The organism is Promicromonospora sp. NPDC023987 (genome assembly GCF_040639055.1).
Taxonomy (GTDB): domain Bacteria; phylum Actinomycetota; class Actinomycetes; order Actinomycetales; family Cellulomonadaceae; genus Promicromonospora.
Genome location: NZ_JBEZZF010000032.1, coordinates 1 through 16,124 on the forward strand (window position 1 = coordinate 1; position 16,124 = coordinate 16,124).

Annotated in this window: 16 protein-coding genes; 7 read left to right on the top strand and 9 right to left on the bottom strand. The window is 72.3% G+C overall.

Annotated features, from left to right (window positions below; genetic code table 11):
* Positions 1 to 276 precede the first annotated feature (276 nt).
* Positions 277 to 1,623: an NADP-specific glutamate dehydrogenase gene (gdhA, locus tag AB0F40_RS15260; protein ID WP_357468869.1), complete on the bottom strand. Its 1,347-nt coding sequence runs from the start codon at positions 1,621 to 1,623 to the stop codon at positions 277 to 279.
* Between the two features lie 170 nt (positions 1,624 to 1,793).
* On the opposite strand from gdhA, the gene AB0F40_RS15265 reads away from it, so the two are divergent.
* Positions 1,794 to 2,216 (top strand): hypothetical protein, encoded by a 423-nt coding sequence (locus tag AB0F40_RS15265; RefSeq protein ID WP_357468872.1) that lies wholly within the window; start codon positions 1,794 to 1,796, stop codon positions 2,214 to 2,216.
* 21 nt (positions 2,217 to 2,237) lie between these two features.
* On the opposite strand, the gene AB0F40_RS15270 is transcribed toward AB0F40_RS15265, so the two are convergent.
* The 4 genes from AB0F40_RS15270 to AB0F40_RS15285 are packed head-to-tail and all read right to left on the bottom strand — an operon-like array spanning position 2,238 to position 4,841.
* Positions 2,238 to 2,873, bottom strand: a complete 636-nt coding sequence (locus tag AB0F40_RS15270; protein WP_357468875.1) for a helix-turn-helix domain-containing protein — start codon at positions 2,871 to 2,873, stop codon at positions 2,238 to 2,240.
* Between the two features lie 11 nt (positions 2,874 to 2,884).
* Positions 2,885 to 3,316: a group III truncated hemoglobin gene (locus AB0F40_RS15275; RefSeq protein WP_357468878.1), complete on the bottom strand. Its 432-nt coding sequence runs from the start codon at positions 3,314 to 3,316 to the stop codon at positions 2,885 to 2,887.
* 56 nt (positions 3,317 to 3,372) lie between these two features.
* Positions 3,373 to 4,290 (bottom strand): hypothetical protein, encoded by a 918-nt coding sequence (locus AB0F40_RS15280; protein WP_357468881.1) that lies wholly within the window; start codon positions 4,288 to 4,290, stop codon positions 3,373 to 3,375.
* Complete coding sequence (locus AB0F40_RS15285) at positions 4,287 to 4,841, bottom strand: sigma-70 family RNA polymerase sigma factor (protein ID WP_357468884.1); 555 nt, start codon at positions 4,839 to 4,841, stop codon at positions 4,287 to 4,289. Before AB0F40_RS15285 ends, AB0F40_RS15280 begins: the two co-directional genes overlap by 4 nt.
* A gap of 140 nt (positions 4,842 to 4,981) precedes the next feature.
* Between AB0F40_RS15285 and AB0F40_RS15290 the strand changes: the two genes are divergently transcribed.
* The gene (locus AB0F40_RS15290; protein WP_357468887.1) at positions 4,982 to 5,482 is read left to right on the top strand and encodes a hypothetical protein; all 501 of its coding nucleotides are present in this window, start codon (positions 4,982 to 4,984) and stop codon (positions 5,480 to 5,482) included.
* Positions 5,472 to 6,122 carry a cytochrome b/b6 domain-containing protein gene (locus AB0F40_RS15295; protein ID WP_357468890.1) on the top strand — a complete coding sequence of 217 codons (651 nt, stop codon included), beginning with the start codon at positions 5,472 to 5,474 and terminating at the stop codon, positions 6,120 to 6,122. The genes AB0F40_RS15290 and AB0F40_RS15295 overlap by 11 nt, the downstream gene beginning before the upstream one ends.
* Before the next feature lie 58 nt (positions 6,123 to 6,180).
* On the opposite strand, the gene AB0F40_RS15300 is transcribed toward AB0F40_RS15295, so the two are convergent.
* From AB0F40_RS15300 to AB0F40_RS15310, 3 genes are all read right to left on the bottom strand, one after another.
* On the bottom strand, positions 6,181 to 7,917 hold the full coding sequence (locus tag AB0F40_RS15300; protein ID WP_357468893.1) for an FAD-binding protein: 1,737 nt from the start codon (positions 7,915 to 7,917) through the stop codon (positions 6,181 to 6,183).
* Positions 7,918 to 7,993: 76 nt separating this feature from the next.
* The gene (locus tag AB0F40_RS15305) at positions 7,994 to 8,770 is read right to left on the bottom strand and encodes an SDR family oxidoreductase (RefSeq protein ID WP_357468896.1); all 777 of its coding nucleotides are present in this window, start codon (positions 8,768 to 8,770) and stop codon (positions 7,994 to 7,996) included.
* Positions 8,771 to 8,902: 132 nt separating this feature from the next.
* Entirely contained in the window at positions 8,903 to 9,553 is a 651-nt protein-coding gene (locus AB0F40_RS15310) for a biliverdin-producing heme oxygenase (RefSeq protein WP_357468899.1), read from the bottom strand.
* A 112-nt stretch (positions 9,554 to 9,665) separates the two neighbouring features.
* On the opposite strand from AB0F40_RS15310, the gene AB0F40_RS15315 reads away from it, so the two are divergent.
* From AB0F40_RS15315 to AB0F40_RS15330, 4 genes are all read left to right on the top strand, one after another.
* Entirely contained in the window at positions 9,666 to 9,995 is a 330-nt protein-coding gene (locus tag AB0F40_RS15315; protein WP_357468902.1) for a metalloregulator ArsR/SmtB family transcription factor, read from the top strand.
* An 88-nt stretch (positions 9,996 to 10,083) separates the two neighbouring features.
* Complete coding sequence (locus tag AB0F40_RS15320) at positions 10,084 to 10,995, top strand: alpha/beta hydrolase (RefSeq protein ID WP_357468905.1); 912 nt, start codon at positions 10,084 to 10,086, stop codon at positions 10,993 to 10,995.
* 244 nt (positions 10,996 to 11,239) lie between these two features.
* Positions 11,240 to 12,637, top strand: a complete 1,398-nt coding sequence (aspS, locus tag AB0F40_RS15325) for an aspartate--tRNA(Asn) ligase (RefSeq protein WP_357468908.1) — start codon at positions 11,240 to 11,242, stop codon at positions 12,635 to 12,637.
* 187 nt (positions 12,638 to 12,824) lie between these two features.
* Positions 12,825 to 14,717, top strand: coding sequence for a bifunctional 3'-5' exonuclease/DNA polymerase (locus AB0F40_RS15330; protein ID WP_357468911.1), 1,893 nt, complete (start codon positions 12,825 to 12,827; stop codon positions 14,715 to 14,717).
* On the opposite strand, the gene AB0F40_RS15335 is transcribed toward AB0F40_RS15330, so the two are convergent.
* The gene (locus AB0F40_RS15335; protein WP_357468914.1) at positions 14,696 to 16,012 is read right to left on the bottom strand and encodes an aspartate aminotransferase family protein; all 1,317 of its coding nucleotides are present in this window, start codon (positions 16,010 to 16,012) and stop codon (positions 14,696 to 14,698) included. The genes AB0F40_RS15330 and AB0F40_RS15335 overlap by 22 nt on opposite strands.
* Positions 16,013 to 16,124 lie beyond the last annotated feature (112 nt).

A 16,124-nucleotide genomic window follows, 5' to 3' on the forward strand; every position in this document is an offset into this window, starting at 1 on the left:
GGTCGGCACAGGCCTGTGCCGACCTCGATGCAAAGTCACGACCTCGCTGAGCTGAGCTGGGCTGAGCTGAGCTGAGCTAGGTGGGGTGAGGTGTGGTGGCTGAGCTGAGCCTGCTTCAGCGCGGCTGCGCCGGCGCGCTCTCGCGGAACAGGATCTCGTGGCCCACCGTGACCTGCCGTCCCTGTTCCGCGAGGCCGCCCAGCCGGTCGGACAGCCGGTCGAACAGCAGGTCGAACAGCCGGTCGAGACCGGGGAGCCGGCGTCCTGTCGTGGTGGTCAGATGAGTCCGAGGTGGAGCATGGCGTCCGCGACCCGGGTGAAGCCGGCGATGTTCGCGCCCGCCACGTAGTCGCCGGGCACGTCGTACTCGTCGGCGGTCTCCAGCGTCCGGTGGTGGACGGACCGCATGATCTCGGCGAGGCGTGCCTCGGTGTGCTCGAAGCTCCACGAGTCGCGCGAGGCGTTCTGCTGCATCTCGAGCGCGCTGGTGGCGACGCCGCCCGCGTTCGCGGCCTTCCCGGGCGCGAACCGGACGCCCGCGTCACGGAGGAGCCGGATCGCGTCGGGTGTGGTCGGCATGTTGGCGCCCTCTGCGACGATCAGGCAGCCGTTCTCGACGAGCCCCTTCGCGTCGGTGCCGGTCAGCTCGTTCTGCGTGGCGCACGGCAGCGCGATGTCGCAGGGCACCTGCCAGATCGACCCGCCCGCCACGTAGCGCGCGCTGCTGCGGCCCTTCGCGTAGTCGGCGACCCGGCCGCGGTGGCCGTTCTTGATCTCCTTGAGCAGGTCCAGGTCGATGCCGGCCTCGTCGACGACGTACCCGTCGGAGTCGGAGCACGCGACCACGCGGGCGCCGAGCTGGTGAGCCTTCTCGATCGCGTAGATCGCGACGTTGCCGGAGCCGGACACGACGACCTGCTTGCCGTCGAAGGACTGGCCCGCGTGGGCGAGCATCTCGTTGACGAAGAAGACCGTCCCGTACCCGGTGGCCTCCGTGCGCACCTGGGACCCGCCCCAGCTGAGGCCCTTTCCGGTGAGGACACCGGACTCGTACCGGTTGGTGATGCGCTTGTACTGCCCGAAGAGGTAGCCGACCTCACGTTCGCCCACGCCGATGTCGCCGGCCGGGACGTCGGTGTACTCGCCGAGGTGGCGGTACAGCTCCGTCATGAACGACTGGCAGAAGCGCATGACCTCGGCCTCGCTGCGGCCCTTCGGGTCGAAGTCGCTGCCGCCCTTGGCCCCGCCGATCGGCAGCCCGCTGAGGGAGTTCTTGAAGATCTGCTCGAAGCCGAGGAACTTCACGATCCCCAGGTACACGGACGGGTGGAACCGCAGGCCGCCCTTGTACGGGCCGAGCGCGGAGTTGAACTCGACCCGGAAGCCGCGGTTGAGCTGCACCCGCCCGGCGTCGTCGGTCCACGGCACCCGGAAGATGATCTGCCGCTCCGGCTCGCACAGCCTGCGGATCACCTCAGCGTCGGTGTACCGGGGGTGCTTGGCGACGACGGGGCCGAGGCTCTCCAGCACCTCGCGCACGGCCTGATGGAACTCGGTCTCCCCGGGATTGCGGGTGATGACCTCGTCGAAGACCGGGATGAGGCGCTCGTCCAAGTGGGGCACGCGAATTCTCCGTTCGGGTGGTGCAAGGGCAGCGACACGATACGCACTGGCGGCAGCAGGCCGTCCTGGCGTCCCACGGTTTGGCACGACGAGGGGTGCGACCCGACCTCGGGTCGGTGATAGAAAGGACAAGCCACATTTTAATCGGGAAGCGGTGCGTGATGGATGTCGTGTCGGCTGTGCAGGTCGCGGTTGCGTTCACCTGGCTCGGGATGGTGCTGGGGATCTCGTTCCTGGAGACTCCGCTGAAGTTCCGGGCCCCGGGGATCACCGTTCAGCTCGGAGTCGGGATCGGCCGGCTGGTGTTCCGGGCGCTCAACGCGGTCGAGGCGGTCTTCGCGGTCACGCTCGCCGTCGCCGTCGTGCTCGCGCTCCCGGAGGTGCCGTGGTGGCGTGCCGGGCTGACCGCCGCCGTCGCGCTCGTCGTCGCGCTGGGGGCGGGCGTGCTGCGGCCCCGGATGGACGCTCGGCTCCGGATCGGAGGGGCGACCGGTGGGCGTGCGCGGAGAGGGCTCCACATCGGGTACGTCGTCCTGGAGTGCCTCAAGGTGCTGCTGCTGGTCACGATCGGGGTGGCGGCGCTCGCGGGGTGACGGCGCTCGCCGGGCGACCGGTCAGCTGGTCGCCGGCCGGTCGAGCGTGATGAGGCACAGCTCCGGCTCGACGAAGGGGACGAGCTGGGCTGCCGGACCGGTGCTCTCGAGCAGCCGCTGGACCAGGCCGCGGTGCACGGAGCACACGACCTCGGGATGTTCCCTGGCGGCGCCGCGGAACGGGCAGGCGTGCAGCTGGATCGCCTGCCCGTCCGGCGTCAGCTCCGGGTCGAACCCGATCCGGTCGAGCACCTCGACCAGGCCACCGACGGGCCCGTCGGCGGCCGGCGTGTCGAAGGTGTCGGCCCACCGCCGGCCCGCGCTGGTCGCGTCGGCCGCGGGCTCGTTCTCGCGGGCCAGCGTGTCGGCGAGTACCCCGATGAGCTGTTCGCGGGCATCGGAGTCGTGTGCGGCCCCGGCCGGCGCGTAGAGGATGCGTGGCCGCCCGCGTCGCTTCTCCGCGCTGGGCCGACGCCGGGCCAGGCCCGCGTCGGCGAGCTGGTCCAGGTGGAAGCGCGCGGTGGTGACGTGCAGCGCGAGTGCCTCGGCGACACCGGCCGCGTCCAGCGGCTCTGCCGCCGCGAGGAGGACGTCCAGGACCTGGCGGCGGCTGGTCGAGGCCAGTGCCGCGTGGTAGTCCTCGCTTCGTCCTGTCATCGGGCTGATCCTCACACCTCCGGTGCGGGCGCCATGCCCTCGCGGCGGCTGATCGTCTCGAGCAGGCTGCCCGACCGCCCGGCCAGGCGCCGCTGCATGGACTCGGCGATCCGGCCCGCCTGCAGCTTCGCACGGTCCGCGATCGGCCCGGAGTACCGGGCGTCGACCGTCGCGGACCACAGGGTCACCCACCGCTCGAAGTGGTCCGGCCCGAGCGGGTGCCGGGAGTGCAGGGCGAAGTGCACCTGCAGCGCGTTGCGCTTGTAGAGGCCGGCGTTGAACAGCACCGTCTCCCAGAAGTCGCACATGATCGGGAGGTGGTGGTCGAGGTCCATCTTCGCGATCTCGGTGAACACCGGCCCGATCAGCGGGTCCTGGAACGCCGCCTCGTAGAACGTCGACACCAGGTGCTCGACGTCGGCTCGAACTGCCAGATCTGCCATGGGGCCATGGTACCCGAATAAAAAGTGGCTAGATGCTTTCAAATCGGCCTGCCCGCTCACCATGGGGTCGCGGTCGCCCACGTCTCGCCGTCCGGGGCGGTCAGCCGGATGGCCACGACGTCGTGCACGGCGACGTCGAGCACGCCGCCGGCCGAGCAGGTGCCCGCGTCCACGACGCACGACCCGAGCAGGACCTCGCGAGTGCCTGGTGCGGGGTCGGGACGCGGGGGCTGCGGGCGTGCCTCGCCGGAGCCTGCTCCACCGGAGCCCGATCGGTAGGGGTAGCGGTCCCCGGCGTCCGACCCGGTCCCCGCTCCGCTCTCTGGTGCGGCGCCTGCTCCGCCGTCGGCCGCGGTGCCCGTGGCGACGGTGACCGCGACCGTGTAGCTCGGCGCAGTCCCGGCGCCGCGAACCACCACGTACGCCCAGGACGGGTTGCCCTCGTAGAGGAAGACCGTGCCGACCGACCGTGTCGGGTCCCCGGACGCCCCGTCGGTCGTGAGGTCGGCGGCCGCGAGGTAGCGGCCGTCCGCCGTGTCGAGCGTCGTGCGGTAGGCGGCGGCGAGGTCGCGGTCCGGTTCCGTGGCGACCCACACCCCCGCGCCGCCGACGCCGAGCAGCGCCACGCCGAGCGCCCCGGCGAGGACGACCGTCCGTGCCTTGTGCCGCCGGACGGCAGCCGGGCCGACGGGTGCGACGCGGCCGTCGGCCAGGGCGGACGAGCCGGCCGGACGGGCGGACCCGTCGGACGTGAGCCGGGCGAGCACGCGGCCCTCGAAACCCGCCGAGGGTTCACGCTCCGGGACGAGCAGGAGCAGCTCGTCGGCCGCGGCGGCCAGCGACGCGAGGTCGTCCCGGCACCTCTCGCAGGTCGCGAGGTGCGTCAGCACCGTGCCGCGCGTGGTGCCGTCGGCGACGCCCAGCGCCACCTCGGTGAGCGCGTCCCGCAGCGCGGCGCACCGTCCGGTCGTCATGGCGTCTCGACCTCCCTCGTGCTCGCCAGCTCGTCGCGCAGGTGCCGCAGCCCCAGGCGGACACGGGTCTTGGCCGTGCCCAGCGGTACACCGGTCCGTTCGGCGATCTCGGCACCGCTGAGCCCGAAGACCGCGGCGAGCACGACCGCCGTCGCCTGCTCGCGTGGCACCCGGGCGAGGGCCGCGTTCACGGTGGTGCCGGTCGCCACGCGTTCGGCGAGGCGGTCGGGGTCCGGGTCCACGATCGTCTCCACCATGACCACGGGGTCGACGGGGACGTCACGCCGCACGCGCAGCACGTCGATCGCGGCATGCCGGGCGATCGCGAGGAGCCACGTCGTGGCCCGGCCACGGCGCGGGTCGAAGGCGTCGGCGTGCCGCCACGCGCGCACGAAGGCCTCTTGCGCTACCTCCTCCGCGACGGCGGGGATGCCCACCACGAAGAGCGCGAGCCCGTACACCCGCGCCTGGTGCCGGCGCACGAAGACGGCGGCCGCGTCCGGGTCGTCCGCGGCCATCCCGGCGAGGAGTGCCTCGTCCGATGCCGTCATGTCCTTTCCTACGTGCACGCACCGCTCGTGGATCTCGCCGTTCACGGATTGCGCCGTCGGGCGAGAGATCCGTCCGGGGGCCACGCCACGTAAGGACCTGTGACGGAAGCCCACGAGGACGACCGGAACGAGGAGGAGCCATGTTCAGACTACGGGGGCACGGACCACGAGGAGCGAGGCTCGTCGCCGGTGCGGCACTGACCGTGCTGCTCGCAGCGGGTTGTGGCGGGGGAGACGGCGGCACGGGTGGCACCGGTGGCGGCTACGGCGGTGGGGCCGGTGGTGGTGGCGACGCGGAGGCGGGCGGCATGACCCTCGAGATCACGTCGCCGCAGGACGGCGACACCGTCGAGGTGCCGTTCACCGTCGAGCTCGCCTCCAGCGAGGAGCTCGGTCCGACGGACTCCGGCGCCCACCACGTCCACGTCTTCTTCGACGGCGACGACCAGGAGTACCAGGTGGTCGAGAGCGACAGCGTCGAGATCGCCGACCTGCCGGAGGGCGAGCACGTGGTCAACGCGTCGCTGCGCAACGCCGACCACTCGCCCGCCGGGGTGGAGACCGAGGTCACCGTGACCGCCGGAGCCGGCGGCACGGGGAGCGACACGGGCGGCGACTCCGGCACCAGCGATGGGTACTGACTCGGCAGGCACCGTCGAGCGCAACGGACGGCTCGCCCGCTGGTTCCACGCCGGCGTCTACGTGACGGTCCTCGTGCTCCTGGCCACGGGGTGGTGGCTGCAGCTGGGCCAGGAGGGCAGGCCGAGCGTGCTCGCGAGAGCCACGGGGGCCTCCGACGCGGAGCTGCACACCGTCACCGGCTGGGTCCTCGCGGGGCTGACTGCGCTGGCCGCCGTCGTCGGCGCGCGGGGGTGGCGCATCTTCTGGCGGGAGTCCGTCCGGTTCCACCGCGGTGACGCCGCCTGGTTCCGGCGGTGGCCGGCCGCGATCTTCACCGGGCGGTTCGGGCGGCACGAGGGCCGGTTCGACCCCGGGCAGCGCATCGCCAACCTGGTGCTCGTCGTGACGCTGCTCGCCCTCGTCGTCTCGGGAGTCGGGCTGGCGCTCGTCAGCGGAGGCCCGGCCTTCGTCTGGTTCCTGCTGGTGCACCGGTGGGCGACGTACGTGGTGACCCCCGTCGTCGTCGGCCACGTGATCATCGCCTCAGGGATCCTGCCCGGCTACCGCGGCGTCTGGCGAGCCATGCACCTGGGCGGCCACCTCCGCCGCACGGACTCTGCCCGCATCTGGCCGACCTGGACCGACCACGGCCCAAGTTGAGTGCGGGGTATTTGCGCTCCAGGGACCGCCAGGAGCGCAAATACCCCGCACTCAACGGCTACTCGACCAGCTTGCCCTCCTGCGAGATCTCCTGGGTCTCGACCAGAGCGGCGATCTCGTCCGGGATCGCCGGGATCTGCTCGCGGACCACGCCCGTGCGCGGGGACCAGACCAGGTTCACCTGCAGCGCGGGGTCGAGGTCCGGGTAGTCCGAGCGGTTGTGGCACCCGCGGGTCTCGCGGCGCTCGCGGGCGGCCTCCAGCGTGGCGCGCGCGGCGATGAGCGACGCCTTGAGGTCGAAGGCGTGCGCCAGGTCCTGGAACCCGGCGATGTCCGGGTGGATACCGACCTCCTTGGCGCGCACCTCGATCTCGTCCAGCTCCCGCAGGCCCGCGGTCAGCCCCTGCTCGTCCCGCACGACGCCGGCGTGCTCGGTCATCGTGTTGCGCACCGCGCGCTGCAGGGCACGCACGTTCTCGTGCCCGTCGGCGGCCAGCAGGTCGGCGACCTCTGCGCGGGCCTCGGCCTCGGCCTCGTGCGAACGACGCTGCGCCTCCAGCCCGGCGGAGTAGGCGGCGGCGGCCCGGCCGACGATGCGGCCGAACACCAGCAGCTCGATCAGGGAGTTGCCGCCGAGCCGGTTGGCGCCGTGCAGGCCGCTGGACGCCTCGCCGATCGCGTAGAGACCGTCCACCTCCGTGCTGTGGTCCTCCGGCCGGACCCACACCCCGCCCATGGAGTAGTGGGCGGTGGGGGCGATCTCGATGGGCTCGGCCGTGATGTCGAGCATCTGCAGCTCGAGCATCGTCTGGTAGACGCGCGGCAGGCGCGTCATGATCGTCTCGCGCGGCAGGTGCGAGACGTCGAGCCAGACGCCGCCGTTCTCGGTGCCCCGTCCCTCCTTGATCTCCGTGTACGCGGCGAGCGCCACCCGGTCGCGGGTCGACAGCTCCATCCGCTCGGGGTCGTAGCGCTCCATGAACCGCTCGCCCAGGGCGTTGCGCAGGATGCCGCCCTCGCCCCGCGCCGCCTCGGAGATGAGGGTGCCCGCGGCGTTCTCGGGCTCGATGATGCCGGACGGGTGGAACTGCACCAGCTCCGGGTCCCGCAGGCGCGCGCCCGCCTCGACGGCGAGCCGGAACGAGTCGCCGGTGTTCTCGTCGCGCCGCGACGACGTGCGCCGCCAGATCCGGTTGTGGCCGCCTGCCGCGAGGATCACGGCGTCGGCGTGGATCAGGTAGGGCGTGCCGTCGGTCAGATCGAACCCGTAGGCGCCGAACACCGCGCCGTCGTGGGTGAGGATCCGGGTGACGTAGACCGAGTCGAGGACCGGGATGTCGAGCTGTACCGCCCGGTTGACCAGCGAGCGCTGGATCTCCAGGCCGGTGTAGTCGCCGGCGAACGCGGTGCGCCGGTACGTGTGCGCGCCGAAGAACCGCTGCGAGATGCGCCCGTCGTCCTCCCGCGCGAAGGCCATGCCGTACCGCTCGAGGTCGGCGATGCCCTGGGCTGCCCCCTGGGCGACGATCTCGGCCGTGTGCGGGTTGGCCAGGAAGTAGCTCTCCTTGATGGTGTCGGCGGCGTGCTGCTGCCAGCTGTCCTCGGCGTCCATCGTGCCGAGCGCGGCGTTGATGCCTCCCGCCGCGAGCGAGGTGTGGGCGTCCATGCGTGGCCGCTTGCCGAGGGCCAGCACGTCGACACCCTGTTCTGCGAGCTCGATCGCGGCGCGAAGCCCCGACCCGCCCGTCCCGATGACCAGCACTGTCGTTGAGATTCGACGTTCGGTGGTGTTCATACTCAATCCGACCACCGCAGGCCGCGATCCGTGACAGGTTCAGGCTGTGAGGATTCTCAACATGTGAGATGGGTCATCAGGTGAGGTGCAGTCCGCCGTCGACCGCGAGGACCTGGCCCGTGAGCCAGGTGGTTGCCGGGTCGGCCAGCCGCACGATCCATGAGGCGACCTCGTCGGGCTCACCGCGCCGGCCGAGCGGGATGCGAGCGGCCTCGTCGCGCTTGATCTGCTCGACGGCGGTGTCGGGCAGACCGGCGGCGCTGAGCGCCTGGCTCTCGGTGGGGCCCGGCGCCACGGCATTGACCCGGACGCCGCCGCCGGCCAGCTCCAGTGCCCAGCTGCGGGTGAGCTGCTCGACGGCGGCCTTGGACGCCGCGTAGTGGGCAGCCCCGGGGAGCGGCCGGTGCCCGTAGGTGCTGGAGACGTTGACGATCGAGCCCTTGGACCGGAGCAGGTGCGGCAGTGCGGCGCGGGCAAGCAGGCTCGGTGCGGTGACGTTGAGGCTGAGCAGCCCGTCGATGCCCTCGGCCGTGGTCTCGGCCAGTGGCATCATCGCGGTGGCACCCGCGTTGTTGACCAGCACGTCCAGGCGGCCCCACCGGTCCGTCGCGGCGTCGATGATGCTCCGGGGCGCCTCGGGGGCGCGAAGGTCTGCCGACAGTGTGGCGATTCCGGCATGTCCGTCGGCGGTCTCGGCGAGGGCCCCGGGGCGACGCCCGACGCCGAGCACGTGTGCTCCGGCCCGGGCGAACGCACGGGCGGCTGCGCGGCCGATGCCGGAGCCGGCACCGGTGACGATCACCACCGACCCGGCCAGGGACTCCTGGGGCTGGACTGTCGTCTGGACCGTCAACGCGTCTCCTTGTTCGATGTACGTAGAACATCGAACAAATTATCACGAGCCAGGCGGCCGCCCCTCGACGTGTCAGCCGCTCAGCTCACTCTCGTGACCTGAGCGGCTGACGTGCCGGAAGGGTGTCCAGGTTCAGCAGTGGATCTCGGCGAGCCCGGTGAACACCACACGGTTCAGGTGGAACGCGTGGTGCGCCTCAGCGAGCGTCGCGGCCACCTCGTCGTCGTTCAGGCCGAGGTCGTCGAGCTCGTTGCGGTACGCGTCCTTGAACAGCTTGATCTTGGGGATGTCGGGGAACGTGTAGAAGGCCACGCCGTCGCCGTCCAGGTCGTAGTGCTGCTTCATCATGCGCTTCACGATCTGGCCGCCCGACAGGTCGCCCAGATAGCGGGTGTACGAGTGCGCGGCGTAGTGCGGCAGGCTGCCACTCACCTCGCGCACGCGGTCCGCGTACTCCCGCGTCGCGGGCAGGATCCGGATCTCCTCGCGCCAGGAGGCCCCGTACAGGAAGGCCAGGTCCTGTTCGATGGCGGGGACCCGCGTGAGCTCGTTGAAGACGAGGCCGGCGCCCCGTTCGTCGCCGCGTACGGCGGCACCGGCCTCTTCGAGCGCCTCGTAGACCACGAGCAGCTGGGCCGACAGGTCGGCGTAGGCGGCCCGGTTCAGCGCTCCGGACATGAGCTGCTCGATGAAGTCCTCGGAGTTGGCGGCGCCGTGGTCGGCGCGGGTGCCCTCGCGAAGCAGGGCGGACAGCGGGATGTCTTCCTCGACGGCAAGGCTCATGAATTCTCTCCTCCGCGCGGGGCAACGTGCTGACAACGTGTCATCACACTGCGAGCATAGCAATAGAGTTAGGATCACCTAACCTGCCGCTCGGGCCGGATATCATGGCGCCATGCGGAACGCCGAACACCCGGACGTCAGCGAGATCACGCTGGCCAAGGTGCTGTCCGCCCTCGCCGACCCACTTCGCCTCGGCGTGGTCTACCTTCTGGCGGACGGCGAGGAACGCCAGTGGGGCGAGCTCGATGCGCCGGTGTCGAAGTCGACGCTGAGCCATCACCTGAAGACGCTCCGCAGCGCCGGCGTGACCCGGACCCGTGACGAGGGGACGCGGTGTTACGTGCACCTGCGATCCGACGACCTGGAGGCCCGCTTTCCCGGGCTCCTCACCTCGCTGCTCGATGCGGCACCGGCGGACGCGACACCGGTGGGCCTCAAGTAGCCGGAGCCGGGCACTCTACGGACCCTGCTCGGATCCTGTCGCGCGCAGTCTGGTGGACCGACGGACCTCGACGTCCTACCGTCGGCCCATGCCTGCTCCACAGCCTGCCGCGGCCCGCACCGCACTGCCCGCACCGGTCTTCGTCGACGTCGGCGGGGCCGACGGCGCCCGCGTCGCCACCTACGTGCTCGAGCCGGCGGACCGGACACCGGTCGGCGACGTCGTGCTCTGCCACGGCACCCCGTGGTCCGCACGCGTGTGGGCGCCGGTGGCCCGTACGCTGAGCCAGGACCACCGCGTGTTCTTGTGGGACATGCCCGGGTACGGCGCGTCGACGAAGGATCCGGTGTACCCCGTCGACCTCGTCGCCCAGCGGCGGAGGTTCGCCGCGCTGCTGCGGCACTGGTCGCTGGACCGGCCCCACGTGGCGGCCCACGACATCGGAGGAGCGGTAGCGCTGGGCGCGCACCTGATGGAGGACGTCGAGCTCGCGAGCCTGTTCCTGCTCGACATAGTGACGCTCGATCCGTGGGGGTCGCCGTTCTTCCGGCTCGTGGCCGAGAACGAGCCGGTCTTCGCGGCGGTGCCCGGCCCCCTGCACGCGGCCCTGGTCCGGGAGTACATCGCGGGCGCCGCCAACCACCGCCTGTCCGACGACGTGGTCGAGGCGCTCGCCCAGCCCTGGCTCGACGAGGTCGGGCAGGCCGCGTTCTACCGGCAGATCGCCCAGCTCTCGCCGACGCACACGGCACCGGTCGTGGACCGGCTCGACCGGGTGCGCTGCCCGGTCCGCATCGGCTGGGGCGTAGCCGACCCGTGGATCCCGTTCGAGCAGGCCGCACGGCTCGCGACGGCGCTCCCCGGAGACCCCGAGGTGGTGGCGTTCGCGGAGCGCGGCCACCTCGCGCCGCTGGAGGACGCCGACGCCGTCGGGCAGGCCGTGCTGCGGTGGCTCGACACCGGCCGTCTCGACACCGGCCGTCTCGACGCCGGCCGATGAGGGAAACGGGCTGGCGGGCGCCCCGCCGTCGGGCATAACGTTGGTGCCGGCGAGCGTGAGGCGTGACGACCCTCGGCCCGGACGACCGGGCGAACGCCCCGCCCGCGCGTGCGGCGTACCGACGAGAGGCCGGGGTCTCCCGGCAAAGGAGTGGTGGCACCGCGACCTAGCCCCCGCCCGCTCCTCCAGGGCCTTCGCTCTCTGGAGGACTGATGAGACCACCTTCGCAATCCCGGCCACGTCCATGACCGCGCCGAGCGCACCCGCTCGCGCGGCGACCGAAGGGCCGGTGGGCGTCCCGGTCCGCACCCTGGCGCACGACCTTGCCGCCGTCCCGCCGGGATCGGTCGTGCGACTGCAGGGCTGGGTCCACCGACGGCGCGAGCTGGCGACCGTGACGTTCCTCGTGCTGCGCGACCGCACCGGCCTCGCCCAGGTCGTGGTGCGCGCCGCAGCCGTCGGCTTCGGGCAGGGCTCCGGTGCCGGGCAGCAGGCGTCGCGCGTGTCGCCGCAGGTGCCGCCCGAGGAGACCACCGTGGAGGTGACCGGAACGGTCACCGCCAACCCGCAGGCCCCAGGCGGCGTGGAGATCACGGAACCCGTGATCACGCCGCTCACGGACGCCGCGGAGACCCCGCCGGTAGAGCTCTGGCGGCCCGCCCTTACGGTCGCCCTGCCGACCCTGCTCGACCATGCGGCGGTCGCCTGGCGCCACCCCGCGCAGAAGGCGCGCTGGAAGGTCGCGGCGGCTAGCCTGCGCGGTTTCCGCTCGACGCTCGACGCGGCGGGGTTCACCGAGGTCTGCACGCCCAAGCTCGTGGGCACGGCCACCGAGTCGGGGGCGAACGTGTTCCCGGTGGACTACTTCGGCCGGCCCGCGTACCTGGCACAGTCGCCGCAGTTCTACAAGCAGCAGATGGTCGGCGTCTTCGAGCGGGTCTACGAGGTGGGCCCGGTCTTCCGGGCCGAACCGCACGACACGGTGCGGCACCTGGCGGAGTACCGCTCCCTGGACGTCGAGCTCGGGTTCGTGCGCGACCATCGCGACGTGCTGGGAGTGCTGCGCGACGTGCTCGCAGGCATGACCGACGCCGTACGCGGCTCCGGGGCTGCCGAACGGCTCGGCCTCGAGGTGCCGGAGGTCCCCGCGCGGTTCCCCGTGATCCACTTCGCCGACGCCCTGGCGCTGGTCGGGGCGCCCGCCGACGAGCCGGACCTCGCACCGGAGCACGAGCGCGCGCTGGGCGAGTGGGCGATGACCGAGCACGGGTCCGACTTCGTCGCCGTCGAGGGCTACCCCATGGCCAAGCGGCCGTTCTACACCCACCCGGAGACGGGCGCGGGCGCCGCGCCGGGAGACGCGCGCTGGAGCAACAGCTTCGACCTGCTGTTCCGGGGGCTCGAGCTGGTCACCGGCGGCCAGCGCCTGCACCGGCACGCCGACTACGTCGCGGCGATCGAGGCGCGGGGGGGCGAGGACCCGGCCGCGTACGCGTCGTACCTGGCGGCGTTCCGGCACGGCATGCCGCCGCACGGCGGGTTCGCGATCGGCCTGGAGCGCTGGGTGGCGCGACTCGTCGGGGCGGCGAACATCCGCGAGGTGACCCCGTTCCCGAGGGACCTGCACCGACTGGTCCCGTAGCCCCGCCCCGCCCCGCCCCGCCCCGGCCCGGCCGGGGCCGGCCCGGCCCCGGCCCGGGCCCCGGCCCGGCAACCGTGGTCGGTAGAACGTCAGGTGATCGGTATTCCGGGCTGCCGACCACCTGACTTTCTGCCGACCACGCGGCCCTGTCCGATGCGTGTCAGTGGGGCACGGCACACTGGGCTCCATGTACACGGTGGTCTCAGGTGAGGGGTCGGGCATCGGTCTACGACCGGTGTCCGACTCCGGTGCGCCGGCCGGGGAGCAACGCGTCGTCGCGGCATCCGCGCTGGCGCGCGAGGTGGCCGCGGACGAGGCGTCGCACACCCGCTGGGCCTGGGACGACACGAACAGCTGGTACCCGGCGCTCCTCGCCGACGGCGTCCGGGTCGACCGGGCGCACGACCTGCGGCTGGCGCACGCGGTGCTGCGCGCCTCGGTCCTGTCGGCACGCACCGCACTCGCCGAGGCAGGGCCCACCGCATGGGACCGCCTCGCGCCCGTCCCACCCCCGGGCGGCCCGACGGCAGCCGCGCTGCTCCGGCCCGATCGCCACCCCGGCTCCGAGCCGCTCTTCGACCTCGGCGAGATCACCGCACCGGCGCGCACCGACCACCCTGCGGGCAACCGCCGGAGTCACGATGCCGGACCGGGCAGCACTCGGGAGCAGGACGAACGCCGTGCCCCGGACCAGGTCCGCGGCCCCACCGACAGGCCGCTCGCCCCCGAGAACCACCTCGACCCCGCCGTCGAGCTGACCGCGCAGCTGCTCACGCTCAAGGACAGCACCGACCCCGGTCGCCTCCGGCTCCTGCTCGCGGCGGAGTCCGCCGGGGCGCTCGCGGCTGCCGAGATGCATCACGCCGGACTGCCGTGGCGCGGCGACATCCACGACGAGATCCTCACCGAGGCACTCGGGCCGCGGCCACGTCCGGGCGCCCGGCCGGCGAAGCTGGAAGACCTGGCCAACCGGATCCGGGACGCCATCGACGCCCCGCCGACGCTCAACCCCGACTCCCATCCTGACCTGCTGCGCGCCATGGAGTACGCGGGGGTGGGCGCGCGGAGCCTGCGCAAGTGGGAGCTGGAGAAGCTCGACCACCCGGTGATCGCCCCGCTCCTCGAGTACAAGGGGCTCTACCGTCTCTACACGGCGAACGGCTGGAACTGGCTCGACACGTGGGCGCCGGACGGCAGGTTCCGGATGGAGTACGTGGTGGGCGGTGTCGTGACCGGCCGATGGGCGAGCACCGGAGGCGGTGCCCTCCAGCTGCCCCACAACGTCCGGCGGGCGGTCGCGGCGGATCCGGGCTGGACCTTCGTCGTCGCCGACGCGGCGCAGCTCGAACCACGTGTGCTGGCCGCCCTCGCGCGCGACGAGCGCATGGCGGCGGCGGGCCGCAGCAAGGACGGCGCCAGCACCGACATGTACGCGGGCATCGTCGCGGCAGGCGCCGTCGACTCCCGCGAGCACGCGAAGGTGGGCATGCTCGGGGCCATGTACGGGGGCACCACGGGGGTCAGCGCCCAGGTGCTGCCGCGGCTCGCCCGGGCCTTCCCGCAGGCCATCGAGCTCGTCGAACGCGCAGCGCGCGCCGGGGAGCGTGGTGAGAAGGTCACCACCCGGCTGGGCCGCAGCTCGCCGCTGCCCGGTGACTCCTGGGCCGCCGTGCAGGGTTCCGCGTTCGACGAGGACGCCGGGGCGGACGTCCAGTCGCGCGCCCGCAGCCAGACGCGCTCGTGGGGGCGGTTCACCCGGAACTTCGTCGTCCAGGGGACCGCCGCGGAGTGGGCGTTGTGCTGGATCGCGTCCATCCGTCGTCGGCTGTGGGCGCTGGGCGAGGACTCCACCGGTTGCCCGCCGGGTCTGGCCCCCGCACCGTTCGACCGTCGTCCGCACCTGGTGTTCTTCCTGCACGACGAGGTGGTGGTGCATGCCCCGGCCGCACTCGCCGAAGCGGTGGCCCAGGAGGTGCGCGCCGCCGCCGACGAGGCCGGGCGCCTGCTCTTCGGCGACTTCCCGGTGGACTTTCCGCTCAGTGTCGCCGTGACGGAGAGCTACGCGGACGCCAAGGACTGAGCGTCCAGCACCGCCCGGAGCGAGGCCTCCAGGATGTCCAGCCCGGCATGCAGGTCGTCCTCGCTGATCGTGAGGGGCGGTGCGATGCGGAAGATGCCGCCCATCCCCGGCAGCTGCACGATGTTCATGTGCAGGCCCCGGTCCAGGCAGGCCGAGGTGACGGCGTTGCCCAGCGCGTCGGCGGGCGTCTTGCTCCGCTTGTCCCGCACCAGCTCGATGCCCTGGAGCAGACCCCGGCCGCGCACGTCGCCGACCACGTCGTACCGCTCCCGGAGCGACTCCAGGCGGCCGGTGAGCTGCTCGCCCAGCGTCGCCGCACGGGCGACGAGCCGCTCCCGCTCGATGACGTCGAGCACGGTCAGCCCGACAGCGGCCGCCAGCGGGTCCGAGACGTGCGTCGTGTAGAAGAGAAACCCCCGGTCGTGGCAGACCTCCTCGATCTCCGCGGACGTGACGACGGCCGCGACGGGCAGCCCTGCACCGAGGGTCTTCGACAGCGTCAGGATGTCCGGGACGACGCCGTCCCGCTCGAACGCGTACATGTCGCCGGTACGGCCAAGGCCGGTCTGCGCCTCGTCGAGGATGAGCAGCATCCCGCGCTCCTCGCACATCTCCTTGAGCCGGCGCAGATAGCCGAGCGGCAGCTCGATGATCCCGCCCGAGGACAGGATCGGCTCGACGACGCAGGCGGCGAGGCTGCCGGCGGACTGCTGGTCGACGAGCGCGAAGCCGTAGGCCAGCTCGGCCTCCCAGTCGTAGGACCCGTCGGGCGACCGGAACGGTGACCGGTAGGCGTTCGGGGTGGGCAGGGCGAGATTGCCCGGAGTGGGCGGACCGTAGCCGCGCCGTCCGGCGGAGAACGTGGCGGAGGCCGCACCCTGGGTCATGCCGTGCCAGGAGCGGTCGAACGAGACGATCTCGTAGCGGCCCGTGCGGAGCTTGGCCATCTTGATCGCGGCCTCGTTGGCCTCGGCCCCGGTGCTCAGCAGCATGGTCTTGCCCAGCGGGGCGGGCAGCGTCCCGGCGAGCCGCCGGGCCAGCCCCAGCACAGGGGCGCTGAGCATGCCGCTGAAGAGGTGGTCCAGCGACGCGACGGCCGACGAGACCGTCGACACGATGTCCGGGTGCGCGTGGCCGAGGATGGAGCTCATCTGCCCCGAGGTGAAGTCGAGGATCGGCGTCCCGTCGCTGTCATAGACGTACGCGCCCGAGGCCCGTTCGATGACCCGCGGGGTGAAGCTCGGGCCGTAGCGGATCAGGAGCCGCTCGGCATCGTCCCAGAACGTCGTATCCATGGTCATCCCTCCACGTGGAGCTGCTGCGGACAGGGCTATCGTCGACCGCTCGAAAGAGTCAGCACAAGCACACAAAAGCGGCTGACCGTTCGCAGATGCCTTACGGTCAGGT